23 protein-coding genes are annotated in these 24,751 nt (G+C 52.5%); 14 read left to right on the top strand and 9 right to left on the bottom strand.

Going from position 1 to position 24,751, the window contains the following annotated elements; all coding sequences use genetic code 11:
• Window positions 1-111: 111 nt before the first annotated feature.
• Complete coding sequence (pckA, locus tag AL515_RS22855) at window positions 112-1,734, bottom strand: phosphoenolpyruvate carboxykinase (ATP) (protein ID WP_061068733.1); 1,623 nt, start codon at window positions 1,732-1,734, stop codon at window positions 112-114.
• A 378-nt stretch (window positions 1,735-2,112) separates the two neighbouring features.
• Here pckA and AL515_RS22850 point away from each other — a divergent pair, with 378 nt between their 5' ends.
• Window positions 2,113-3,831, top strand: a complete 1,719-nt coding sequence (locus AL515_RS22850; RefSeq protein WP_061068732.1) for a DUF4153 domain-containing protein — start codon at window positions 2,113-2,115, stop codon at window positions 3,829-3,831.
• A gap of 94 nt (window positions 3,832-3,925) precedes the next feature.
• On the opposite strand, the gene hslO is transcribed toward AL515_RS22850, so the two are convergent.
• The 4 genes from hslO to igaA all read right to left on the bottom strand — a co-directional run bounded on the left by hslO (window position 3,926) and on the right by igaA (window position 8,107).
• Entirely contained in the window at window positions 3,926-4,804 is an 879-nt protein-coding gene (gene hslO, locus AL515_RS22845) for an Hsp33 family molecular chaperone HslO (RefSeq protein ID WP_061068864.1), read from the bottom strand.
• A gap of 24 nt (window positions 4,805-4,828) precedes the next feature.
• Entirely contained in the window at window positions 4,829-5,230 is a 402-nt protein-coding gene (gene hslR / locus AL515_RS22840; protein ID WP_048213553.1) for a ribosome-associated heat shock protein Hsp15, read from the bottom strand.
• Window positions 5,231-5,240: 10 nt separating this feature from the next.
• Window positions 5,241-5,909: a GMP/IMP nucleotidase gene (gene yrfG / locus AL515_RS22835; protein WP_048213552.1), complete on the bottom strand. Its 669-nt coding sequence runs from the start codon at window positions 5,907-5,909 to the stop codon at window positions 5,241-5,243.
• Between the two features lie 62 nt (window positions 5,910-5,971).
• The gene (gene igaA / locus AL515_RS22830; RefSeq protein WP_048213551.1) at window positions 5,972-8,107 is read right to left on the bottom strand and encodes an intracellular growth attenuator protein IgaA; all 2,136 of its coding nucleotides are present in this window, start codon (window positions 8,105-8,107) and stop codon (window positions 5,972-5,974) included.
• A 322-nt stretch (window positions 8,108-8,429) separates the two neighbouring features.
• On the opposite strand from igaA, the gene nudE reads away from it, so the two are divergent.
• Window positions 8,430-8,990 (top strand): ADP compounds hydrolase NudE, encoded by a 561-nt coding sequence (nudE, locus tag AL515_RS22825; RefSeq protein WP_048213799.1) that lies wholly within the window; start codon window positions 8,430-8,432, stop codon window positions 8,988-8,990.
• Between the two features lie 112 nt (window positions 8,991-9,102).
• Here nudE and mrcA read toward each other — a convergent pair whose 3' ends face one another.
• Window positions 9,103-11,655, bottom strand: a complete 2,553-nt coding sequence (gene mrcA, locus AL515_RS22820) for a peptidoglycan glycosyltransferase/peptidoglycan DD-transpeptidase MrcA (RefSeq protein ID WP_061068731.1) — start codon at window positions 11,653-11,655, stop codon at window positions 9,103-9,105.
• A gap of 120 nt (window positions 11,656-11,775) precedes the next feature.
• Here mrcA and AL515_RS22815 point away from each other — a divergent pair, with 120 nt between their 5' ends.
• The 12 genes from AL515_RS22815 to trpS all read left to right on the top strand — a co-directional run bounded on the left by AL515_RS22815 (window position 11,776) and on the right by trpS (window position 21,947).
• Complete coding sequence (locus AL515_RS22815; RefSeq protein ID WP_048213549.1) at window positions 11,776-12,555, top strand: hypothetical protein; 780 nt, start codon at window positions 11,776-11,778, stop codon at window positions 12,553-12,555.
• Window positions 12,555-13,094, top strand: coding sequence for a PilN domain-containing protein (locus AL515_RS22810; protein ID WP_061068730.1), 540 nt, complete (start codon window positions 12,555-12,557; stop codon window positions 13,092-13,094). Before AL515_RS22815 ends, AL515_RS22810 begins: the two co-directional genes overlap by 1 nt.
• Entirely contained in the window at window positions 13,078-13,545 is a 468-nt protein-coding gene (locus tag AL515_RS22805; RefSeq protein WP_061068729.1) for a HofO family protein, read from the top strand. The genes AL515_RS22810 and AL515_RS22805 overlap by 17 nt, the downstream gene beginning before the upstream one ends.
• On the top strand, window positions 13,535-13,939 hold the full coding sequence (locus tag AL515_RS22800) for a HofP DNA utilization family protein (RefSeq protein WP_071887397.1): 405 nt from the start codon (window positions 13,535-13,537) through the stop codon (window positions 13,937-13,939). The genes AL515_RS22805 and AL515_RS22800 overlap by 11 nt, the downstream gene beginning before the upstream one ends.
• Window positions 13,851-15,089 (top strand): DNA uptake porin HofQ, encoded by a 1,239-nt coding sequence (gene hofQ, locus AL515_RS22795; RefSeq protein WP_061068728.1) that lies wholly within the window; start codon window positions 13,851-13,853, stop codon window positions 15,087-15,089. The genes AL515_RS22800 and hofQ overlap by 89 nt, the downstream gene beginning before the upstream one ends.
• Before the next feature lie 404 nt (window positions 15,090-15,493).
• Window positions 15,494-16,015 carry a shikimate kinase AroK gene (gene aroK, locus AL515_RS22790; RefSeq protein ID WP_003023552.1) on the top strand — a complete coding sequence of 174 codons (522 nt, stop codon included), beginning with the start codon at window positions 15,494-15,496 and terminating at the stop codon, window positions 16,013-16,015.
• A 57-nt stretch (window positions 16,016-16,072) separates the two neighbouring features.
• The gene (gene aroB, locus AL515_RS22785; protein WP_048213545.1) at window positions 16,073-17,161 is read left to right on the top strand and encodes a 3-dehydroquinate synthase; all 1,089 of its coding nucleotides are present in this window, start codon (window positions 16,073-16,075) and stop codon (window positions 17,159-17,161) included.
• 96 nt (window positions 17,162-17,257) lie between these two features.
• Window positions 17,258-18,550 (top strand): cell division protein DamX, encoded by a 1,293-nt coding sequence (gene damX, locus AL515_RS22780; protein ID WP_061068727.1) that lies wholly within the window; start codon window positions 17,258-17,260, stop codon window positions 18,548-18,550.
• Between the two features lie 117 nt (window positions 18,551-18,667).
• Entirely contained in the window at window positions 18,668-19,504 is an 837-nt protein-coding gene (gene dam / locus AL515_RS22775; protein WP_048213543.1) for an adenine-specific DNA-methyltransferase, read from the top strand.
• Between the two features lie 17 nt (window positions 19,505-19,521).
• The gene (gene rpe, locus AL515_RS22770) at window positions 19,522-20,199 is read left to right on the top strand and encodes a ribulose-phosphate 3-epimerase (RefSeq protein ID WP_040231743.1); all 678 of its coding nucleotides are present in this window, start codon (window positions 19,522-19,524) and stop codon (window positions 20,197-20,199) included.
• Window positions 20,192-20,950 (top strand): phosphoglycolate phosphatase, encoded by a 759-nt coding sequence (gph, locus tag AL515_RS22765; RefSeq protein ID WP_061068726.1) that lies wholly within the window; start codon window positions 20,192-20,194, stop codon window positions 20,948-20,950. The genes rpe and gph overlap by 8 nt, the downstream gene beginning before the upstream one ends.
• On the top strand, window positions 20,943-21,947 hold the full coding sequence (trpS, locus tag AL515_RS22760; RefSeq protein ID WP_061068725.1) for a tryptophan--tRNA ligase: 1,005 nt from the start codon (window positions 20,943-20,945) through the stop codon (window positions 21,945-21,947). Before gph ends, trpS begins: the two co-directional genes overlap by 8 nt.
• 70 nt (window positions 21,948-22,017) lie before the next feature.
• On the opposite strand, the gene AL515_RS22755 is transcribed toward trpS, so the two are convergent.
• From AL515_RS22755 to nirC, 3 genes are all read right to left on the bottom strand, one after another.
• Window positions 22,018-22,185: a YhfL family protein gene (locus AL515_RS22755; protein WP_048213798.1), complete on the bottom strand. Its 168-nt coding sequence runs from the start codon at window positions 22,183-22,185 to the stop codon at window positions 22,018-22,020.
• Between the two features lie 256 nt (window positions 22,186-22,441).
• Window positions 22,442-23,815 (bottom strand): siroheme synthase CysG, encoded by a 1,374-nt coding sequence (gene cysG / locus AL515_RS22750; RefSeq protein WP_048213540.1) that lies wholly within the window; start codon window positions 23,813-23,815, stop codon window positions 22,442-22,444.
• A gap of 15 nt (window positions 23,816-23,830) precedes the next feature.
• A complete protein-coding gene (gene nirC / locus AL515_RS22745; RefSeq protein ID WP_061068863.1) occupies window positions 23,831-24,640 on the bottom strand; it encodes a nitrite transporter NirC in 810 nt (269 codons plus the stop codon).
• Window positions 24,641-24,751: the final 111 nt, after the last annotated feature.

The following is a 24,751-nucleotide window of genomic DNA, read 5'->3' as shown; positions in this document are numbered from 1 at the left end:
AAAAAAGGGAGGCTAAATGCCTCCCTTTTTATTTCGCTAACCGACTGATGTCGCTGCGCTTATCAGTTGCAGTAGGCCGGATAAGGCGAAGCCGCCATCCGGCACTTTTCGTTACAGCTTCGGTCCGGCGCTAACCAGCGCTTCGCCCGCAGGGGTGTCGGTGTACTTCTCGAAGTTCTCGATAAACAGTTTCGCCAGTGCGTTGGCTTTTTCTTGCCACTGCTCCGGGGATGCGTAGGTATTACGCGGATCGAGAATACGCGTATCCACACCCGGCAGCTCGGTTGGGATTGCCAGGTCAAACATCGGCAGACGGAACGTTTCCGCGTTATCCAGAGACCCGTTCAGGATGGCGTCGATAATCGCACGGGTATCTTTGATTGAGATACGCTTGCCGGTGCCGTTCCAGCCGGTATTCACCAGATAAGCCTGTGCACCAGCCGCCTGCATGCGTTTCACCAGTACTTCTGCGTACTGCGTTGGGTGCAGCGACAGGAATGCCGCGCCGAAACAGGCAGAGAAGGTTGGCGTAGGCTCAGTGACGCCACGCTCGGTGCCAGCCAGTTTGGCGGTAAAGCCAGACAGGAAGTGGTACTGGGTTTGGTCCGCCGTCAGGCGAGAAACCGGTGGCAGTACGCCAAATGCGTCGGCGGTCAGGAAGATGACTTTGGTTGCATGACCCGCTTTTGACACCGGCTTAACGATATTGTCGATGTGATAAATCGGGTAGGACACGCGGGTGTTCTCGGTTTTGGAACCATCATCGAAGTCGATAGAACCATCTTCGCGCACGGTGACGTTTTCCAGCAGGGCATCACGGCGGATTGCGTTGTAGATTTCCGGCTCAGCATCTTTAGACAGTTTGATGGTCTTCGCGTAGCAACCGCCTTCGAAGTTAAATACGCCGTCGTCATCCCAGCCGTGTTCGTCATCGCCAATCAGGCGGCGTTTCGGGTCGGTGGACAGCGTGGTTTTACCGGTACCGGACAGGCCAAAGAAGACCGCCACATCCCCTTTTTCACCGACGTTTGCCGAGCAGTGCATGGATGCAATGCCTTTCAGCGGCAGCAGGTAGTTCATGACGGAGAACATACCTTTCTTCATCTCGCCGCCGTACCAGGTGCCGCCAATTAACTGAATGCGTTCAGTCAGGTTAAACGCCACGAAGTTTTCGGAGTTCAGACCTTGTTCTTTCCACTGTGGGTTAGTGCATTTTGCACCGTTCATCACGATGAAATCAGGTTTGAAATCAACCAGTTCTTCGTCGCTCGGGCGGATGAACATATTTTTGACAAAATGTGCCTGCCAGGCGACTTCGGTAATGAAGCGCACGGAAAGACGGGTATCCGCATTAGCACCGCAGAAAGCATCAATGATAAACAGACGTTTGCCGGAGAGTTGATGGGTGACTAACCCTTTCAAATGCTGCCAGGTTTCCTGGGAAAGCGGTTTGTTGTCGTTCTTACCTTTACCTTTGTCGGACCACCAGAGTGTATCTCGTGTGGTGTCGTCACGGACAATGTACTTATCCTTTGGCGAACGTCCGGTAAAGATACCGGTATCAACTGCAACGGTGCCCAGATTCGTTAACACGCCACGCTCATAACCTTCCAGGTTTGGATCAAGTTCTTCCTGATAAAGCGTGTCGTAGTCTGGATTGTAAACGATATCCTGAACGTCATTGATACCATAAGCCTTGAGATCTTGCGGGGTTAAACTGTTGTTCACACGCATTTCACTGCTCCTTAGCCAATATGTATTACCTGGAATAGTAAGGTTTTTTAGGGATTGCTAACCGCGACAAGGCTCATAGATTTACGCATCCGGTGATTCCACGAATAACCGAATACGCTGCGACTCCTGTCACAAAGAGGCGGATATTATGGCAGGAAACCCTTTTTTGTTGTGGAAAATGTTCTTAAAACGTTAATAGAGAGTGTTTTTGGCGGGAATCTTGTGAGTGTAATCGCATTCATGTAAGAAAAAAACGTAACTCAAACATAAACAATATCGATTCACCTCGCGCAGTTGGGCTCCGAAATGGACCGACAAATACTCATATTTGTGAAGTTGATGCGATAATTAGATTTTCTCTTCTTTCTGGAAAACGACATGGACAGTGTTGAGCTTTCACCAACGACCCGCTGGGGCATGATCTTTATCGGACTGCTACAAGGGTGTGTGTGCTACCTGCTGATGGCGTATCTTGCGCCGCAGAACAGTGACTGGCTGTTCTACGGGATGCCCGTAACGATTGCGCTCTCCTCTGCGCTTTTGCTGACTGTCGTCTCATTTAAGCAACGTGCTCTATGGTGCTGGATGGCGTTGATCTGTGTGGTTGTGCTGGCGATGAGTGTGTGGCTGAAATGGAGTGTGGCAGACAGTGACAGATGGCGGCAGGATGACATTTTTTTTGCCTACGGCTGGCGCTTACTGTTGATGGCGATGCTGGCTTTGCCGTGGATTCAATATCAACTTCATGCCCGTCGTGAACAGGCTCGCTATCCGCAGTTTTATACCTGCCTGTGGCTTAACTCGCTGACGCTGCTGATCGCTTTTGTGGCCAACGGCCTGTTCTGGCTGGTGCTCCTGCTGTGGAGTGAAATGTTTCAACTGGTCGGAATCACCTTCTTCAACACGCTTTTCTTTGAGACTGACTGGTTTGTTTATTTGGCTTTAGGTCTGATCACCGCACTGGCAGTAGTGCTGGCACGTACGCAGTCGCGTCTGGTTGCTGCGGTGCAAAAGTTGCTGACGTTCCTTGCCACAGGTTTACTCCCGCTGGTTGCACTGTTAGCGCTGATGTTTATGCTGACCCTGCCTTTTAGCGGACTGGACGCTATCTCACAGCGCGTGTCAGCGGCTGGCCTGATGTCCACGTTGACGCTGCTCTTCCTGTTGCTGATGGCCATTGTGCGCGAGCCGCACAAAGAGGCGTTACCTTATCCTGGCGCATTACGTTACTTGATTAACGCTTCACTGGTTGTTGCTCCTCTCTATATGCTGATTGCCGGTTGGGCAATGTGGCTGAGAATTCATCAGTATGGCTGGACGCCTGAGCGTTTGTATGGCGCATTGGTGGTCTTTGTATTACTGGTGTGGTCCCTCGGCTATCTGGTCAGTATTTTGCGCGCTGGAGGCAACCCGCTCGATATTCAGGGAAAGGTCATTCTTGGCGTTTCGCTCCTGACATTGGGCCTGTTGATTCTGCTGACGTCGCCGGTCATTGATGTTTGGCGTATTAGCGTCAACAGCCATATGGGGCGCTACTACAGCGGGAAAATTACGGCTGACCAGGTCAGTCTGTATATGCTGGATCACAGCGGAAAACCCGGTCGCGCCGCACTGGAAGCATTGCAAAAAGACGATGTATTCAACAAAGACAGCAAGCGCAGGCGTGATTTAAATGCCATCCTGCGGGGGCATCGCGATCCGGTAAATGAGCTGACGGCAACGCAGTTAGCGCCGAAGGTGATGATTGCACCGGGAAGCAAGAAGCCCGATGACGCGTTTTGGTCGTTTTTAAAGGGGCAGCGCTACCGGATCGCCTCCTGTATTGAGCAGGATGCGTGTGTGTTGGTGGATCAGGATCTCAACGCGGATGGGCAGCCCGAGCAAGTATTGTATGCTTTTGGCGATGGGGAGAGCCTGGTCTTTGGCGTTAAGGAAAACAAATGGGTGTTGATCGCGACAGCCCGGCTACCGGAGGGATTCAATAAGGATCAACTGCTGCAGGCGCTGGCGAATCATCAACTGGATTCGGCTTCAAGAGTCTGGCGGGATATCACCATTAATGGCAAACGACTACCGATGACTTATTACAATGAGTGAATCTGTTGCCGGATGGCGGCGCGAGCGCCTCATCCGGCCGACAAAAGTTTTATCGTAGGCCCGATAAGCGTTGCGCCATCGGGCAAAACGGGGATTAATGCACCTGTGGATCGGCAGGGGAGGCGTTACTGCGGATCTCTGCAATATCCATGGCGTTAAACAGATAGTGGCTACCGCAATAATCGCAGTGCATATCGATTTCACCTTCTTCTGCCAGAATGCTGTCAACTTCTTCATCCGGCAGCGTTTTCAGAGCACCCGCGCAGCGTTCGCGTGAACAGGTGCATTTGAACTCAACATCCTGAGGATCGTAGAGGGTGACTTCTTCTTCGTGGTACAAACGCCACAGAACTTCGTTGGCTGGCAGCGTCAGCAACTCTTCGGCTTTGATGGTTTCTGTCAGTGCGGCAAGGTGATCGAAATCATCTGCCTGTGCGTTTTGCGCTGGCATGACCTGCAACAGCATACCGCCAGCAGCAGGTTTACCGTCGACGTCGCCAGTGCGGATAAACAGACGCGTCGGCAGCTGTTCTGAACGCATGAAGTAATCTTCCAGGCAGGCCGCCAGCGTGTCACCTTCCAGACCGACCACGCCCTGATAGCGTTCGCCTTCTTCCGGTGTAATAGTGATCACCAGATAGCCGTTGCCAACCAGTGTTTTCAGATCGGCATCTTCAGGGATATCGCCTTGTATACGAGCCACGCCGCGCATCTGCTGGTTGTTGTTGCCGTTAATGACCGCCAGGCTCAACGGACCGTCGCCCTGCAGCTGTACGGTGATATCACCGTCAAACTTCAGCGTCGCGGTCAGCAGGCTGGTGGCAACCAGCAGCTCCGCCAGCACGGTTTTGACCGGCTGTGGGTAAGTATGATTTTCGAGGATCTGTTGCAGGGTTTGCGAAACGGTTACCAGTTCGCCGCGCACGGCAAAGTTTTCAAACAGATAACGATGTAATTGGTCATGTTGCGGCATAATCATCTCTCTTGCAGGTGACAGTCACTCGCTGTCGCCATGTTTAAATCGTAACAGGTCGCGGCGCTCTTTTTTGTCCGGTCGCCTGTCCGGGTGCGGCATGGTTAACGCGTTAAGTTTACGCGCCAGCGCCATTTTTTCGCGTTTTTCCACGCTTTCTGCGGTTTCTTCATACAGCATAACGGCTTCAGTTGCCGGGCGGCGCTGCTCGCTAATGGCTTTAATAATGACCGTTCGTTCGTCATTCCCCTGGCGCAGGGTGAGGGTGGCATTTAGCTCGACAATCTTACTCGGCTTGCTGCGCTGCCCGTTGTAATGCACCTTACCGCCTTCAACCATTTCGCGGGCGACTGCGCGCGTTTTATAAAAGCGTGCTGCCCACAGCCATTTATCCAGCCTGACTTCGACAGGGGGCTTCTCTTTCATGGCGTCTCCTTCACATCAGTGAGGGGATCAGTCGGCGGTAGTCATTCAGTGACGGATGGCGTGCGTACTGTTTTTCCGCTGTACCTGAGTCGGGATTGGTTACGCCGAGGCAGTAACGAATGCCGAATTGAGCAGCGGCGTCGAGAATTGGTTCGCTGTCGTCAATAAACAACGTCTTCTCTGCACTCATTCCCGTTTCTTCAGCGACAGCGTGCCATAACCGCTGATCCTCTTTGGGATAACCAAATGTGTGGGTGGAAAGTAATAAATCAAGGTGTGAGGCCAGACCGGTATGCTGAAGCTTCACCGCCAGGTTATGCGGATGCGCATTGGTGAGCAAAATACGACGTTTGCCGCTCGCTTTTAGGGCATCAAGGAACGGTACCGTATCTTCACGCAGTACGGCGCGTGGTCCCTGTGCGGTTGTCATGGCGCATATATCCAGACCCAGACGTTCGCTCCAGTAATCCAGGCAGTACCAGTTTAGCGTATGCTGTACGGCATGATACTGCTGACGAATAAATTCCTGGGCTTCCTGGGGAGAGATACCCTGCTGCGCGCCGTAGGTTTCCGGCACCAGTTTTTGCCAGAAATAGTTATCGAATGCCAGATCGAGCAGCGTACCGTCCATATCCAGCAGAACGGTGTCGACGTCCTGCCAGGCAATATCTATGTGCATGGAAACTCCCCAGAGGAAAATAAGATGCGCGACAGGGTAGCATATTCCGTCGCGCGGGCGTGTTATCGAATCAGGCTTTCTGGGTCTTCAAGCAGCGTTGGATTCAGGCAACTCTCGTAATATTCCTGAATTTCCGCGATGCGCGAACGATGACGCTGGTAGCGTCTGAATGCCTGAACGCTGTTGTAGATAGCGCATCCCAGCATGGAGAGCATCAGCAGCGTGGTGCCAAGGTAACGCCATAAACCTGAACGATCCGGGATCCGGTGCAGGCCAATGTGCTGGGTACCGTTGGCGTCGGTCGAGATGTTGGTGACAATCCCTTCAGCGCGAAATGGCGTTTGCATCAGCATCTGGGCAAGGCGCTGGAAAGCGTTCCATTGCTCTTGTGGCGGATAGTCGTACAACGAGGTCGCCGGCCAGGGCTGATCAACCAGGTCGCTGCCTTCGTCACTGATAATCAGGAAACCACCGGGGGCAGGGCTATTCAGTGCCTGAGCCGCCCGGGCGGTCTCGCGTGAAATGAACGGTGCCGTAGAAGTATTCACCAGGTTATCCAGTGATTCGGCGCTTACCGGGCGCAACAGCACATTCACACCATCCAGTTTCCCGGCGTTTGCTCGCTTAACCAGAGCGTTCCAGTCCTTACTGTTACCCAGGTTAACCAGGGCATTTTTCAGGCGTACGCATTCATCTTCGGCGGCACACAAATCGGCGGTTTTCAGGACAATATCGCCAAAATCATCCAGCAATACCATGCCGGACTTCTGAATGGCTGAGCGTAATGATGAGCTGACGCGAGAGTCATCGTCGGGTTTGGGATGCAGTTGGCGGCTAACGCTTTGGGTCAGTGCGGTAGCCTTATTGACCAGGTCGGACTCAGGCAGCGGCAGGGCGCGCGCGTCATTCCAGATAATCTGCGAACAATCAAATGGCATAAAAGGTGTCGCGGGTTGTGCGTTCCAGCTCCCCTGAGTGTGGATGTTACACATCCCCGTGCCACTCAGATGCAGCGTGTCGCCCACGCGAACGCCTGCCTTTTCCAGTTGCTTAACGCTGGTGGCCTCAACAGTTTGCGCCCCTTTCATCCAGGAAAGCGTAAGTTTAATTGGCATATCCAACGGGACCCAAAACAGCAGCATTAGCAATACCAGCAACGAACCGCCGGCAATGACGGCGCTGCGTAGCCAGTGTTGCAACGGGAAGTTTTTCACCTCGTCATGCAAAGATAAAAAACGCCCCTGGCGGACAACATGGCGATCCAGATAGATATCAATATCCGTTTGCTGGCCAAGGTCCTGTGCAATGTAAGGTTGCCAGTGTGGTGGATAAATCAGGTCAATAATACCCAGGGAGATATTATTAATTTGCTCCTGATCGTTTTCACCAAACAGCCCCCAGCGACGTGGAGTGCCACGCAGACAGTGGATTTCTCGTAGAGCCGTTTTAGACGGTGGTGCAAACAGGCCCCACAGACCCGCAGCCAGCAGCAACACCGCGCCACCGGCGGTCCACGGTACGAACGTGTCTGGCATGATTAAACAGAAAAAGAACAGCAGGAATGAGGCAGCAATCAGTAACGCTTCGCGCAATCCCGACGGGCGGCTGAGAGCATATTCTTCATGCGTTTCCTGACGAATATTCAGCAGTTCAATCTGCTCGCTTTCTTCACCACGAATAGATGCCTGAGTAGACGCGGTGTGCTGTAGGGCGTAGCCGCGCGCTTCCTGCATATACTCTTTCAACGTATGACCGTTCAACGAGATAACCAGCGGCAGCGTATTGGTGTGGATCAGCTCAACGCTGTTTTCGTCATTGATGTATTGTTCCCAGAAGGGAGGCAAATGCACTTCGACGGAGTCGAGATAATAGCGCCATTTATTCGGATCGTCGGTGGTGATGCCATAGCGCGTAATTGAATGCGTCAGTACGATGACGCTATTACTTTGGGCATTCAGGGTTAACGATACCGGTGCCGAACTGGCACCTGTTGGGCCAGGTACCTGCTGAATTTGACTGAGGTTTTCGAGATAGTTTTCGACCGCGCCACGTTCTTCGGGTGTTAGTTTACGCTTAGAGGCGTCAGAGAAGACGTTGCTCAACGGTAATTTTTGTTGTCTGAATTTTGATCTGAATCGCCACCCTGCAAGCAATGAGCAGGCCAGCAAAGCAGCTAAAAAAATCAGAATGGTGCTCATGCTTTCCCCATCTTACTTAGTCTGTCAGGCGTGGTCAGTCGCACCCTGTTCAATATTCGTGATTCTGTGGTTGGCTATCGGCAAGTGTGGAGTTGAACTTGAGCATCTTTAAGTACAGCCCAATAAATGCGAATAATAGCAAAATCACCAAAAACGGAATATCAGCAAATTCCTGGAGTTATTTCAACCTATTGACTTTTAATTTGAAATAGGGATTAACTTTTAGTACGTTACATAAATGTAAATAAACGGCAATTCACATTGCCGAAACCGTGCTGTATATCGCACAATAACCCCAGATTTCACAGCAAAGATCCTCATGATGAGCAAATCATTACAAAAACCCACGATTTTGAAAGTGGAAACCGTCGCACAATCCCGGCTATTTAAAGTCGAAAGCGTGGACCTTGAGTTCAGCAACGGCGTACGTCGTGTTTATGAGCGTATGCGCCCATCCACGCGCGAAGCGGTAATGATTGTGCCGATTGTGGATGACCACCTGATCCTCATTCGCGAATATGCGGTCGGAACTGAATCCTACGAGCTTGGTTTTTCCAAAGGGTTAATCGATCCGGGTGAAAGCGTGTTTGAAGCGGCTAACCGGGAACTGAAAGAAGAAGTGGGATACGGTGCGAAGGACCTGACGTTTTTGAAAAAACTCAGCATGGCGCCTTCCTATTTCTCCAGCAAGATGAATATTGTGGTCGCTGAGGATCTTTATCCTGAGTCGCTGGAAGGTGATGAGCCCGAGCCATTGCCACAGGTGCGCTGGCCGCTGGCGCATTTGATGGATCTGTTAGAAGACCCTGACTTCCACGAAGCGCGTAATGTCAGTGCGCTGTTCCTGGTACGCGAATGGCTGAAAGGGCAGGGGCGGTTTTAATCGACATTGCCGGATGGTGGATGTCGCCTTATCCGGCCTACAAAATCCAGCAATATCAAACAATTGTGCCGAAAATGTAGGCCGGATAAGCGAAGCGTCATCCGGCAAAAGATTAGAACAACTCGTGCGTCTCACCATTATCAATAATGGTTGTCCCCACCTCATGTACCGCCTGTTGCGTTGGCTGAGTACCTTCAATGAAATACTCTGCACGGCTGTTACCGCCGTTTGCCAGTTGGCCGGTGCTACGATCGATATTGACGGTAACGATACCCGGTGGTGGTGTCAGCGGCTGCTCAGGAACACCTTCTAATACACTCTTCATGTAGGCATCCCATGCAGGCTGCGCACTCTTGGCACCGCCTTCGTAGCCGGAGATTTGGTCTTTGATCGCGCCGGATGCCGTCGTATGTCCGAGATCGCGGCGATGATCATCAAAGCCGATCCATACCGAGGTCACCACCCCTGGGCCGTAGCCGGAGAACCATGCATCTTTCGAGCTGTTGGTTGTCCCGGTTTTCCCGCCGATGTCATGGCGCTGTAAATCGCGTCCTGCACGCCAGCCGGTTCCCATCCAGCCTGGTTCACCAAAGATATTGGTGTTCAACGCGCTCTTGATCAGGAAGGCCAGCGGCGTGTTGATGACGTGCGGTGCGTATTCTTGCGTGCCGCTTTGTGCGACCAGCGCCTGGTTAGCTTGCTCAAGCTGTGGCATTGGCACGGCGGCGTTTTGTTGTTCCTGAGATACCGCAACATCTTCAACGTTACTGTTTTCCAGCACGTTAGACTTCTGCGTATCGCCGTAAATTACCGGGATATCACATTCCGGGCAGGCAATTTTTGGCTTCGCCTCAAAGATAACGCCACCCATATCGCTTTCAATTTTACTGATGAAATACGGGTCGACCAGGAACCCGCCGTTTGCCATTACCGCGTAACCGCGAGCAACCTGCAGCGGAGTGAACGAGGCTGAGCCCAGCGCCAGTGATTCAGTATGCACAATATTCTGTGCCGGAAAGCCGAAACGCTGCAGATACTCTGCCGCGTAATCCACACCCATTGCGCGCATGGCACGAACCATCACCACGTTTTTCGACTGGCCGAGCCCCTGACGTAAGCGGATAGGGCCAGCATATTGCGGCGGTGAGTTTTTTGGCTGCCAGTCAGAACCTGCACCGGCATCCCAACGGGAAATCGGTACGTCATTCAGCATACTTGCCAGCGTCAGGCCTTTATCCATCGCGGCGGTATACAGGAAAGGTTTGATGTTAGAACCCACCTGGCGTAACGCCTGGGTGGCACGGTTAAACTTGCTCTGGTTGAAATCAAAACCCCCCACCAGTGCCAGCACTGCGCCGTTTTGCGGGTTAATCGAAACCAGTGCGGAGTTAACGTCCGGCACTTGCGCCAGCCACCAGGCATCGCCCACCTGACGTACCCAGATTTGCTGGCCGGCCTGTACTACGTCGGTCACTTTACGCGGCGTTGGGCCTTGTTGAGTATCCGAGCGGTAAGGACGCGCCCAGCGCATGCCATCCATGCGTAATGACACTGACGTACCATCCGCCAGCGCGGCAATGGCTTCCTGCGGATTGGCACTGGTAACAACCGCGGGCAGCAGCGGTCCATAAGTCGGCAGCGCTTTCAGCGTATCGGTGATTTTTTTGCTGTCCCAACTGCTTTCGCCCACTTTCCACAGCACGTTCGACGGGCCGCGGTAGCCGTGGCGCATGTCGTAATCCATCACGTTGTTACGTACTGCCTGCTGAGCCGCCTGCTGTACTTTGCGCGTAATGGTGGTGGTGATGCGATACCCGTCTTCATAGGCTTTCTCGCCATAACGGTTATACATCTCCTGGCGCACCATCTCAGACAGATAAGGGGCTGAGAAAGCGATTTCCGGCGCGTGATAGTTGGCATCGATCGCTTCACTACGTGCCTGATCGTATTGGGCCTGGGTGATGTAGTTTTCGCTCAACATACGCGACAGTACAACGTTACGGCGCGCAGTTGCCCGGTCCATCGAATAGAGCGGGTTGAATGTTGACGGCGCTTTTGGCAGACCGGCGATCACCGCGATTTCACTTAAGCTGAGTTGATCAACTGTCTTGCCGAAATAGACCTGCGCGGCAGCACCCACGCCATAGGCGCGATACCCCAGATAGATCTTGTTCAGATAAAGCTCGAGGATCTCGTCTTTACTCAGCAATTGCTCAATACGGATAGCCAGGAACACTTCTTTGATCTTACGCATCAGCGTACGTTCCGGACTCAGGAAGAAGTTTCTCGCCAACTGTTGGGTAATGGTACTGGCCCCTTGTGAGGCGTGGCCGGAGAACAACGCGACGCTGGCCGCACGGAAGATCCCCACCGGGTCCACCCCGTGGTGCTCATAGAAGCGGCTGTCTTCTGTGGCGATAAAGGCTTTAACCATTACCGGCGGCATTTGATCCAGCGTAACCGGAATTCGACGTTTCTCACCATATTGCGCGATGAGTTCGCCGTCAGCACTGTAAACCTGCATTGGGATCTGCAGACGCACATCTTTTAGCGTCGCGACGTCAGGTAATTGTGGCTCGATATAGCGATAAAGGCCATAGATCGAGCCTGCTCCCAGCAGGATGCAACATACTGCAAGGATTAATAAATACTTTACGAACTTCACTGGAGATTTCCCATTTAGTGGCATTTGGGCAGTTTATAAACAAACGCGCGGTAGTATAAAGGCAAGCCAGACGCATTGATATACCCGTTGAAGGAACGGGTGATAAGGAGATCATCAGCAATGGCTTTTCGTATATGGAAAATTGGTCTGCATATTCAGCAACATGATGCGCTGGCTGTCGCTATCGTTCGTGACGCATCCGGTTGGGTCCTACAACGCTGGTGGCGTATGCCGCTGGCACATCAGGTTGTCGTCGATGGGCACATTCGTGAGCCGGAACAGCTTACTGCGGTGCTCCTGCCGTGGAGCCGTGAACTACCGCACAGGCACCATATTCACCTTTCTTTTCCTGCCAACAGGACGTTACAAAAAAAGTTACCCCGTCCAGCAATGACCCTACGCGAACCAGAGCAAACGGCATGGTTGTCTGGGGCAATGGCTCGCGAACTGGATATGGAGCCGGATGCGCTGCAGTTTGATTATAGCGAAGACACGCTAAGCCCGGCGTTTAACGTGACGGCGGCACAAAGCAAAGAAATATCGGCACTCCTGACACTGATGCATCCCCTGAAAGTACAGGTTACGGCCATTACGCCGGATGCCAGCGCCTTGCAGCGATTAATTCCTTATTTACCCGTGCATCAATCGTGTCTGGCATGGCGTGACGATACCCAATGGCTCTGGGCGAGCCGCACGGCATGGGGACGTAAATCGACGGGGGAAATTGACGATATTGACGCGCTTGCCGCGGCATTATCTCTTTGCCCTGTGGATATTGCGCTATGTGACGCTGGTGGCTTTGATCCCTTTAATGCGGTGTCCGTCCGCCAGCCACCGATTCCAACGGAAAGCCACAACTTTGCTGTTGCGCTTGGGCTGGCGATGGGAGGTGTGTACTGATGACGGCGAACATCAATCTTTTGCCCTGGCGTCAGTCGCGGCGGTATGCCCGTCTGCAATGGTGGGGAGCATTATTGAGTGGATCTTTACTGGTTATTGTGGGTATCGCGTTGGGTTATTACGCGCTTTCTCGCGTAGATAATCGGGTCGATTTACTGCTGGCTGATGCCGAAAAAATGCGGGCTGAAACCCTGATAGCGCTCAAGCCGCGCCTGCAACAGCGTCAACAACAATGGCAGCAGGCGCAACAAAGAGAAAAACGGCGTGAACAGATGCGAAGCTGGCAGTCTGTTTTACAAGGGGTGGCCGAGTTGCTGCCAGAACAGGCGTGGTTAACAGGAATGACCTGGCAGCAGGATACGCTGGAGCTGACAGGGCTGACGCTGAACGTTGCTGCGCTTCATAGACTGGAGACGCAATTACGTAAACACCCTGGGTTTCAGTTGGGAAGCTCAGGGGAAACGCGAAAAGATGCGCAGGGACACTGGCAGTTTCACTATCGTCTGATACGGAGTGTTATGCATGCAGGCGCTTTGTGATGGCTGGTTAGCGCAGACGCCGCGGTTTCGACTTTTGTGCTGGGGCGGCTGGATGTTGGTTCTGATCGCGGCTGCGCTGTTGTGCCTTTATCCTGTAGAGCAACAACGGAAAGCGCAGCAGGCAGCATTAGTCCGTCAACGCGTGGCGATTCAAGATCAATGGCGCAATCTGTATCTGCTGGCGTCATCGGTTGAACAACCCTTTTCTCCCTCTGAAGCGAGGCCAGTTCCTTTTTCCCCATTGGTATATCAAAGCTCTCTTACACGTCTGATCCACTGGCAGCCCTCCGTACGGGGAGGCGAACTGGCGCTGAAAACTGCGTGGGATGCAGTCCCACACGTGTTTGCCCTACTGGCGGAACAGGGAATGAGTACGAGTCAGTTTTCTCTTAGTGCAGAAGATGCTGATGTGTTGTTGACGATACACCTGGAGCGTCTGAATGATGACTAAGCGCTGGCTGTTCGCGTGTTTTAGCGTGCTGTTGTTGACCGGCATGCGCAATCCCTTTCAGCCGCCAGAGGATCTCTGCCGGATGGCTGAGTTGTCGGCATGGCGTTATCAGGGGGCGGTGATCCAGGGAGGGCGCTCAATTGGTTTTATGCAGGATGGTCAACACAAATGGCGGAGGGTCGAGCAGCGAGATGTTCTGAATGGCATCTGGAGGGTATCTCAGGTGACAGCCCAAAGCGTAACTATCGACACAGGGAATGATTGTGAGCCATCACGGTGGCAGTGGCAACGACAAGGAGAGGTGAATGAAGCGGTGGATAGTCATCGTGCTGATGACCGTAATACCCAGCGTGCTGGCTGGGAAAGCACAAAACGTGACGCTGGTGGTCGATGATGTGCCCGTTGTACAGGTGCTGCAGGCGCTGGCGGTGCAGGAGAAGAAAAATCTGGTGGTGTCACCGGATGTTAGCGGTGTGCTGTCATTGCATCTGACGAATGTGCCCTGGAAACAGGCATTGCAGACAGTTGTGAAAAGCGCCGGGCTGGTATTACGCCAGGAGGGTAATATTCTGCATGTGCATTCTGTTCAATGGCAGAGTGAAAATGCGGCCCGCCAGGAAAACGAGCAGGCACGGATTCAGGCCAGCTTGCCGCTGGAACATCGCAGCATCATTTTGCACTATGCCGATGCATCCGAGTTGGCCAAAGCCGGTGAAAAACTGCTGAGTACTAAAGGAAGTATAACGGTCGATAAACGTACCAACCGCATACTGCTGCGAGACAATTCTGTTGCGCTAAACACACTGGAACAGTGGGTGACGCAAATGGACTTGCCCGTTGAACAGGTCGAGCTGGCGGCGCATATCGTCACGATTAATGAAAAAAGTTTGCGTGAGCTGGGGGTTAAGTGGTCGCTGGCAGATGCACAATTGCCAGGGACGGTGGGGAATGTCACCACGCTTGCCAGCGACCTTTCTGTGTCTACTGCAACATCGCGGGTGGGATTTAATATTGGCCGCATTAATGGTCGTTTGCTGGAGCTTGAGTTGTCCGCATTGGAGCAAAAACAGCAGCTCGACATCATTGCCAGTCCTCGATTACTGGCTTCTCATCTGCAACCTGCCAGTATTAAGCAGGGCAGTGAAATCCCGTATCAGGTCTCCAGCGGTGAAAGCGGCGCGACATCCGTCGAGTTCAAGGAAGCAGTACTGGGGATGGAGGTGACGCCAACGGTGTTGCAGAAAGGGAGAATCAGGCTGAAACTGCATATCAGCCAGAATGTTCCGGGACAGGTTCTACAGCAGGCAGATGGCGAAGTGTTGGCTATCGACAAGCAAGAGATTGAAACGCAGGTCGAGGTAAGAAGCGGCGAGACGATTGCGCTTGGCGGGATTTTTTCACATAAGAATAAATCCGCAGCCGACAGCGTGCCGCTATTAGGCGACATTCCCTGGCTTGGCTCTCTTTTTCGCCATGATGGTAAAGAAGATGAACGGCGCGAATTAGTGGTTTTTATAACGCCCAGACTGGTTTCAACGGAATAACTTATGCATGAAAAGCCGTTGTTTTTGCACTGAACACGTTTCAGGGATTTGACGTGAGGGTGTATTTAGCATACAAGGAGTACCGATTTGAGCGTCGGTACTTTTCTTTACTTATGCGGCAGTGAATACGCTTTGCCTTTCCGGTGGTGTGCCATAGGCTTATTGGGTGTCATTTGGCTGCGCGATACGTCATCAGGTCAGATGTTTGCAGGGTAGCATGCCTGCCACGACCAGAAATGCGTAAGGTTTGGTGATTTATTCAGTTGCCAAACCCGCTTGAGTATTGAGATAATTTTCAGTCTGACTCTCGCAATATCTTATGAGGTTTCAGTTCATGTCCTGCTGCGCTGGGTGTCTGCGAAGCGGGTTTACCATTAACGAATAGTCTTAGTAGTACCGAAAAAATGGCAGAGAAACGCAATATCTTTCTGGTTGGGCCTATGGGTGCCGGAAAAAGCACTATTGGGCGCCAGTTAGCTCAACAACTCAATATGGAATTTTACGATTCTGATCAAGAGATTGAGAAACGAACCGGAGCTGATGTGGGCTGGGTCTTCGATGTAGAAGGTGAAGACGGCTTCCGTGATCGCGAAGAAAAAGTCATCAACGAGTTGACGGAAAAACAGGGTATTGTGCTGGCAACTGGCGGTGGCTCTGTAAAATCACGTGAAACACGTAACCGTCTTTCCGCGCGTGGCGTCGTGGTCTATCTTGAAACGACAATTGAAAAACAACTTGCACGTACTCAACGTGACAAGAAACGCCCGCTGCTGCAGGTAGAATCGCCGCCGCGTGAAGTTCTGGAAGCATTGGCCGACGAACGCAACCCTCTGTATGAAGAGATTGCCGACGTGACCATTCGCACCGACGATCAGAGCGCGAAAGTCGTAGCAAACCAGATTATTCATATGCTGGAAAGCAACTAATTCTGGCTGAATACACACTCGTCTGCGGGTACAAGTAACTAAGGTGGATGTCGCGTAATGGAGAGGATCACAGTCACTCTCGGGGAACGTAGTTACCCTATCACCATCGCGGCTGGTTTGTTTGATGAGCCAGCTTCATTCTTACCGCTGAAATCGGGCGATCAGGTTATGTTGGTGACCAACGAAACCCTGGCTCCCCTTTATCTCGATAAGGTTCGCGGCGTACTTGAACAGGCGGGTGTTAACGTTGATAGCGTTATCCTTCCCGATGGCGAGCAGTATAAAAGCCTGGCGGTGCTGGATACGGTCTTCACTGCGTTACTGCAAAAACCGCATGGTCGCGATACCACGCTGGTCGCACTTGGCGGCGGCGTGATTGGCGATCTTACCGGTTTTGCAGCAGCCAGCTATCAGCGTGGTGTTCGTTTTATTCAAGTCCCGACAACGCTGTTGTCGCAGGTTGACTCCTCCGTAGGCGGTAAAACCGCCGTAAACCATCCCCTCGGTAAAAACATGATTGGCGCGTTTTACCAACCTGCTTCCGTGGTGGTGGATCTCGACTGTCTGAAAACGCTTCCTGCGCGTGAATTGGCATCGGGCCTGGCGGAAGTGATCAAATACGGCATCATCCTTGACGGTGAATTTTTTAGCTGGCTGGAAGACAATCTGGATGCGTTGTTGCGTCTGGATGGTCCGGCAATGGCGTACTGTATTCGCCGTTGTTGTGAGCTGAAAGCAGAAGTTGTCGCAGCGGACGAGCGCGAAATGGGCTTACGTGCTTTACTGAATCTGGGACACACGTTTGGCCATGCTATCGAAGCTGAAATGGGTTATGGCAATTGGTTACATGGTGAAGCCGTCGCAGCAGGTATGGTAATGGCTGCCCGCACGTCAGAACGTTTGGGCCAGTTTACCTCCGCTGAAACGCAGCGCATTATTACGCTGTTGCAGCGCGCAGGTTTACCGGTGAATGGGCCGCGTGAAATGTCTACACAGGCTTATTTGCCGCACATGCTGCGAGATAAAAAAGTGTTGGCGGGAGAGATTCGTTTAGTGCTTCCGCAGGCGATAGGGAAGAGTGAAGTGCGCGGCGGAGTGTCGCACGAGGTGGTTCTTAACGCGATTGCTGATTGCCAGCAGGCGTAACAACAAGAAAGGTCAGGCTTGCGTTGTAAAGCGTAAGTCTTTTAGCTTCAGGTTATGTGCAAAGTCGTAAGCATTAACCTTTGAGTGGGGTGTTAAATGGATGAATTCAAACCAGAAGACGAGCTGAAACCCGATCCCAGCGATCGTCGTACTGGTCGTTCTCGTCAATCGTCTGAACGCGATAATGAGCCGCAAATCAATTTTGATGATGTTGATCTGGATGCCGACGATCGCCGTCCTGCGCGGGCACGTAAAGAGCGTGATGAAGAGCAGGACATTGAAGAAGACTATGAATCTGATGACGATGTTGTGGATGAAGAACGTGTAGAACGTCGCCCACGCAAGCGTAAAAAAGCGGTCAGTAAACCAGCCTCCCGTCAGTACATTATGATGGGTGTGGGTGTTCTGGTACTGCTGCTGCTAATTGTCGGTATCGGTTCTGCGCTGAAGGCCCCCTCATCTTCCTCTTCCAGCGAGCAGGCTGCGTCTGGTGAGAAGAGCATCGATCTTTCTGGCAGCAATGCGACGGATCAGGCGAACACCACAATGCCTGCGACGGGTGCTGAGCAGACCGCTGGCAATACGCAGCAGGATGTTTCTCTGCCGCCGATTTCCTCTACCCCGACTCAAGGCCAGGCACCTGCCACAGCGGAAGGTCAGCAGCGCGTCGAAGTTCAGGGCGATCTGAACAATGCACTGACGCAGCCGCAAGGTCAGGCACAGGTTAACAACGTCGTAGTCAACTCTACGCTGCCAACTGAACCTGCTACCGTAGCACCAGTTCGCAATGGCAATGCAGGACGTCAGACTGCGAAGACTGAGCCAGCAGAACGTACTGCAGTTGCACATCAGGAACGCAAACAGGCTGTTATTGAGCCGAAGAGCAAGCCGCAGACCACGGTAAAAGCGACGCCGACAGAGCCGAAACCTGTTGCCCAGGCGAAACCAACCGCAACTGCGCCGACTACCACAACCAAAGCGCCTGTGGTAACCGCTACGCCGAAAGCGACTGTTGAGCCGAAAGCAACCGCGACGACGCCAGCCCAGACTGCAACACCTGCACCAACGACAGCAACACCGGTTGCGGGTGGTGCGAAAAGTGCAGGGAACGTTGGCGCGTTAAAATCAGCGCCATCCAGTCACTACACGCTGCAGCTCAGCAGTTCCTCTAACTACGACAACCTGAATGGTTGGGCGAAGAAAGAGAACCTGAAGAACTACGTGGTGTACCAGACGACGCGTAACGGTCAACCGTGGTATGTTCTGGTGACGGGCGTGTATGCGTCTAAAGAAGATGCAAAACGTGCAGTGTCTACGTTACCCGCCGACATTCAGGCGAAAAACCCGTGGGCAAAACCGCTGCACCAGGTTCAGGCCGATTTGAAGTAAGATAGGATATGTTCTGCAATGGTTTGCTGTTTCGCCCAATTGCGGGACAAAGACTAAAGCGCAGGATGCTGTCGGAGCTTTCTCCACAGCCGGAGAAGGTGTAATTAGTTAGTCAGCATGAAAAAAAATCGCGCTTTTTTGAAATGGGCAGGGGGGAAATATCCCCTGCTTGATGACATCAAACGGCATTTACCTCAGGGTGAATGCCTGATTGAACCCTTCGTGGGTGCAGGGTCGGTGTTTCTCAACACCGACTTTTCTCGTTATATTCTTGCCGATATCAACAGCGACCTTATCAGTCTCTATAACATCGTGAAGACGCGTACCGATGAGTATGTGCAGGCTTCACGTGAGCTGTTTATGCCTGAAACGAATCAGGCTGAGGTGTACTACCAGTTCCGGGAAGAATTTAATGCCTGCCAGGACCCGTTCCGACGTGCAGTGCTGTTCTTATATCTCAACCGTTTTGGCTATAACGGGTTATGCCGTTATAACCTGCGTGGTGAGTTTAACGTCCCCTTTGGTCGTTATAAAAAACCTTACTTCCCGGAAGCCGAGTTGTACCATTTTGCTGAAAAAGCGCAAAATGCAGAGTTCCATTGCCTCTCCTATGAAGAGTGCATGGATCGCGCGGATAGCAACTCTGTGGTCTACTGTGACCCGCCATATGCACCGCTCTCGGCGACGGCAAATTTCACCGCGTATCATACCAACAGCTTTAGCCCGAAAGAGCAGGCGCATCTGGCCGAGATGGCAGAAAAGCTGGTCAGTAAGCAGATCCCGGTGTTAATTTCGAATCATGACACGCCGGATACCCGCGAATGGTATCGAGCGGCGAAACATTTTCAGGTCAAAGTGCGGCGCAGTATAAGCAGCAACGGCGGCACACGTAAAAAGGTGAACGAACTGCTGGCACTATACAAACCAGGAGTCGCAACGCCTGCGAAAAAATAATTCTCAAGGAGAAGCGGATGAAACAGTATTTGATTGCCCCCTCAATTCTGTCGGCTGATTTTGCCCGCCTGGGTGAGGACACCGCGAAAGCGCTGACCGCGGGTGCTGATGTCGTTCACTTCGACGTCATGGACAACCACTACGTGCCGAACCTGACCATCGGCCCGATGGTACTGAAATCGCTGCGTAAATATGGCATCACCGCTCCGATTGATGTTCATCTGATGGTGAAGCCCGTTGATCGTATTGTCCCGGACTTCGCCGCCGCTGGCGCCAGCATCATTACTTTTCACCCGGAAGCCTCCGAACACGTCGATCGCACTTTACAGCTGATCAAAGAGCATGGCTGTAAAGCGGGGCTGGTGTTCAACCCGGCAACACCGCTGAGTTATCTGGACTACGTCATGGATAAGCTCGACGTGATCCTGCTGATGTCCGTTAACCCAGGCTTTGGTGGACAGTCCTTTATCCCGCAAACGCTGGATAAGCTGCGCGAAGTGCGCCGTCGCATTGATGAATCTGGCTATGACATCCGTCTGGAAGTGGACGGCGGCGTTAAGGTGAACAACATTGGTGAAATCGCGGCTGCCGGTGCGGATATGTTTGTCGCAGGCTCTGCTATTTTCGACCAACCAGACTACAAAAAAGTCATTGATGAAATGCGCAATGAACTGGCGAAGGTAAGTCATGGATAAATTTCAGGACATTCGGGGCGTAGCATTTGACCTCGACGGTACACTGGTTGACAGTGCGCCGGGATTAGCCGCAGCGGTGGATATGGCGCTGTATGCGCTGGAACTGCCGGTAGCCGGTGAAGAACGCGTTATCACCTGGATTGGCAATGGCGCAGACGTACTGATGGAGCGCGCGCTGGCGTGGTCTCGTCAGGAACGCGCGACCTTACGCAAAACGATGGGTAAACCGCCCGTTGATGATGATATTCCCGCCGAGGAACAGGTGCGTATTTTGCGCAAGCTGTTCGACAGATACTACGGCGATGTCGCAGAAGAGGGGACATTCCTGTTCCCTGATGTTGCCGACACGCTGGGCGCGCTGCATGCGAAAGGATTACCGCTGGGTCTGGTAACCAACAAACCGACGCCGTTTGTCGCGCCATTGCTTGATGCGCTGGATATTGCCAAATATTTTAGCGTGGTCATCGGTGGTGATGACGTACAGAACAAAAAACCGCATCCGGATCCGCTGCTGCTGGTGGCAAGCAAGCTTGGCATCAAGCCTGAGCAAATGCTCTTCGTAGGGGATTCACGCAATGATATTCAGGCGGCAAAAGCTGCTGGCTGTCCGTCCGTTGGCCTGACCTATGGCTACAACTACGGTGAGTCGATCGCGCTGAGCCAGCCCGACATTATTTACGACCGTATTAATGAACTACTGCCCGCTCTCGGGCTTCCGCATAGCGAAAATCAGGAATCAAAAAATGACTAAGCCCATCGTTTTTAGTGGCGCACAGCCCTCAGGTGAATTGACCATTGGCAACTATATGGGTGCGCTGCGTCAGTGGGTGAGCATGCAGGATGACTACCATTGCATCTACTGCATCGTTGACCAACATGCTATCACCGTTCGTCAGGACGCTCAGCAGTTGCGTAAAGCAACGCTGGATACGCTGGCGCTGTACCTGGCATGCGGTATCGATCCTGAAAAAAGCACCATTTTCGTCCAGTCTCATGTGCCGGAACACGCACAGTTAGGTTGGGCGCTGAACTGCTACACCTATTTCGGCGAGCTGAGCCGTATGACCCAGTTCAAAGATAAATCCGCACGCTATGCGGAGAACATCAACGCCGGGCTGTTTGATTACCCGGTGCTGATGGCGGCGGATATTCTGTTGTATCAGACCAACCAGGTACCGGTTGGTGAAGATCAGAAACAGCATCTGGAACTGAGCCGTGATATCGCTCAACGTTTTAACGCCCTGTACGGCGATATCTTTAAAGTGCCTGAGCCGTTTATTCCGAAATCCGGTGCGCGCGTCATGTCGCTGCTGGAACCGACGAAGAAAATGTCCAAGTCGGATGACAACCGCAATAACGTGATCGGCTTGCTGGAAGATCCGAAATCAGTGGTTAAGAAAATCAAACGCGCGATGACCGACTCGGAAGAGCCGCCGGTTGTGCGCTACGACGTGCAGAATAAAGCGGGTGTTTCCAACCTGCTGGATATCCTCTCTGCCGTTACTGGCCAGAGCATTCCTGAGCTGGAACAGCACTTTGAAGGCAAAATGTATGGTCATCTGAAAGGTGAAGTCGCAGAGGCCGTTTCCGGTATGCTGACCGAGCTTCAGGAGCGCTATCACCGTTTCCGTAACGATGAAGCCTTCCTGCAGAAAGTGATGAAGGAGGGCGCGGAAAAAGCCAGCGCGCGTGCCTCTGTTACGCTGAAAGCCGTGTATGAGGCTATTGGCTTTGTTGCCAAGCCGTAATACTTTCTGCATTGCTGAAAAAACCGGGAATTTCCCGGTTTTTTTGTATCTGCGCAAAGAGATTTATTGATTATTCAGCCACTGCGCCGCAACCGCCAATCATTTTAGAAATTGAAATTGCCGGGTGCAGCAGGTAATCATACGAGCAGGTTTTATTACGGTTTTCAATATGACCCGTACAAGCGGTCAACGTCGTCAGAATCCCTGCCACAAGGGCAATTTTTGCAATCTTAAGCATAACGAAATCCTTGTAGATATAACTATTTATATATATGAAAAAAATGGAAAAAATCCATTTTCCGCCGGTGAAAATATCAAGTAATGGAACAGGGAGGTAGTCCAGATAAGGACTACTCAAAGACAAGGAAATATGCTTTGAAAAACAGGTGAGAAATAAAAACGGCAGTCAGGAAAGAGATTCCAGGACTGCCGTTTGTGTTAATTAGCGGAACGATTTCAGAACGGTATACCGTTGGTTATTTCGCTGATGTGAATCAATGGTTCGAGAACCAGTTCAGCTTATCGCGTAATCCCACAACACGACCCACGATAATCAGCGCCGGGCTTTCAACCTGTTTTGCCAGTTCACCGAGCTGTGTCAGCACACCGCTGACGACGCGCTGTGTTACGGCAGTACCATTCTCGACCAGGGCAACCGGCATATCGGCTTGCATACCAAACTCGATGAGTTTTTCCTGAATCGTTGCCGCCTGATTCAGTCCCATATAGAACACCAACGTTTGTTTCTCTGCTGCCAGGTTCTCCCAGTCCAGCTCACCGCCTGTTTTCAGGTGCCCGGTGACCAGGCGTACGCTCTGCGCATAATCGCGATGAGTCAGTGGGATACCGGAATAAGCAGAACAGCCAGAAGCCGCTGTAATGCCTGGCACGACAGAGAATGGAATACCGGCATGACACAGGGTTTCCAGCTCTTCGCCACCGCGGCCAAAGATGAACGGGTCACCGCCTTTCAGTCGCACTACGCGTTTACCTTGTTGCGCTTCACGCAGCAGGATCTGGTTGATCTCTTCCTGCGGAACGCAGTGATAACCCGCACGTTTGCCTACGAACACACGATCTGCATCGCGGCGTACGAGGTTCATGATGTCGTCAGAAACCAGACGGTCATATACCACAACATCAGCTTGCTGGATCTGCTGTAGCCCTTTCAGCGTCAGCAGCCCGGCATCACCAGGACCGGCACCCACCAATACCACTTCACCCCGGTGATCCAGCGGTTCGCTGAGCAACTGCTCGGTGGTTTCTTCTACGGCTTGCTGGTCGTTGTTCGCCAGTGACTGCGCCAGGCGGTCGTTAACGAACAATTTTTCCCAGAAGCGGCGACGTTCACCCATGCTGGCAAACTGTTTTTTCACGCGGGAGCGCAGTTGTCCGGCATATTGTGCGACCTGGCCCAGATGCTGCGGCAACACGGATTCGAGTCTTTCACGCAGCAGGCGGGCAAGAACAGGGGATGTACCGCCTGAGGAGACCGCCACCATCAGCGGAGAGCGGTCGATAATGGAGGGCATGATAAAACTGGCCGCTTTTGGCGCATCGACCACGTTACAGAAAATACGGCGTGTCTCTGCGGCATTGCTGACGCTAAGATTAACGGCATCGTCGTCAGTAGCGGCGATAGCCAGCCAGCAAGAGTCGAGCAGGGCTTCATCGAATGGCCCCTCAACCAGCGTCAGCATGCCTTCATTTGCCCATACGGTGAACTGCGGAATAAACGCCAGCGCATTAACCGTTAAACGGGCGCCAGCTTCCAGCAGTAACCGCGCTTTGCGTTCTGCGACATCACCACCGCCGACGATCAAGCAGTCGCGGTCACGTAGTTGACAAAATATAGGCAAATGGTCCACGACATTACCCCTTAATTAATTATTGGCAGCAGCCTCTGGCTGGTTGATTTTTGCCGGAGCCGGACGCTCCGATTTTGGCGTAGCATACCAATAACCCAATCCCATGAATACGACACCGGACAAAGTATTACCGAGTGTCACCCACAGAAGGTTATGACCAATTCCGGACAGGGTATAAGCTTCGCTGTGATGACCGAACCAGGAAAGGGCAAACAGCGTCATGTTGGCCACCGAGTGCTCGTAGCCTGAAGCGATAAACGCCAGCAGACACCACCAGATAGCGAGGAATTTTGCCGCGCCTTCGGTGCGGATTGCCATCCAGATTGCCAGACAAACCAACCAGTTACATAGCGCGCCTTTAAAGAACAGCACTGTTGTAGGTGCGGTAGTTTTCGCCAGCGCGACCGTATGCACTATGCTGGTATCGACCGGCAGCAGACTGCCGCCTCCCCAGCTATAAAGCAGGGCGACAAACACGGATCCGACCAGATTTCCCAGCCAGGTTTGCGGCAGGATAGCCCACATTTGACCGTGGCTGATGGTGCCCGCTTTGACGCCAAGCGTCAGGAACATGGTGTGACCGGTAAACAGTTCTGAACCGGCAATAATAACCAGCGTTAAGGCGATACCAAAGGTTGCACCCATCACCAGCGGACGTACGGACGGGTCGAGCAGGTTACCGAGGGTAAAAATAAGGATGATGCCGAGGCCAACGTAGGCCCCTGCCATTGCCGAACTGACCCAGAACCCGAGCGGGTTATTTGCCGACAGGCGTGCGATGCGCGCAGCGTTAGCCGCACACTTATTGATAGTGTCTGTGAACATGTGTTGATTATCCTTGAAGTACAAAAATAAAAAGAAATCGTAACCGTAGGCCGGATAAGGCATTTATGCCGCCATCCGGCAATGTGCTTTTGCAATTGCCTGATGGCGCTA

The organism is Citrobacter sp. FDAARGOS_156, from assembly GCF_001559235.2.
Classification (GTDB): Bacteria; Pseudomonadota; Gammaproteobacteria; order Enterobacterales; family Enterobacteriaceae; genus Citrobacter; species Citrobacter youngae.
Note: the sequence above shows the minus strand (reverse complement) of the source record. Positions and strands in the feature narration are given on the sequence as shown.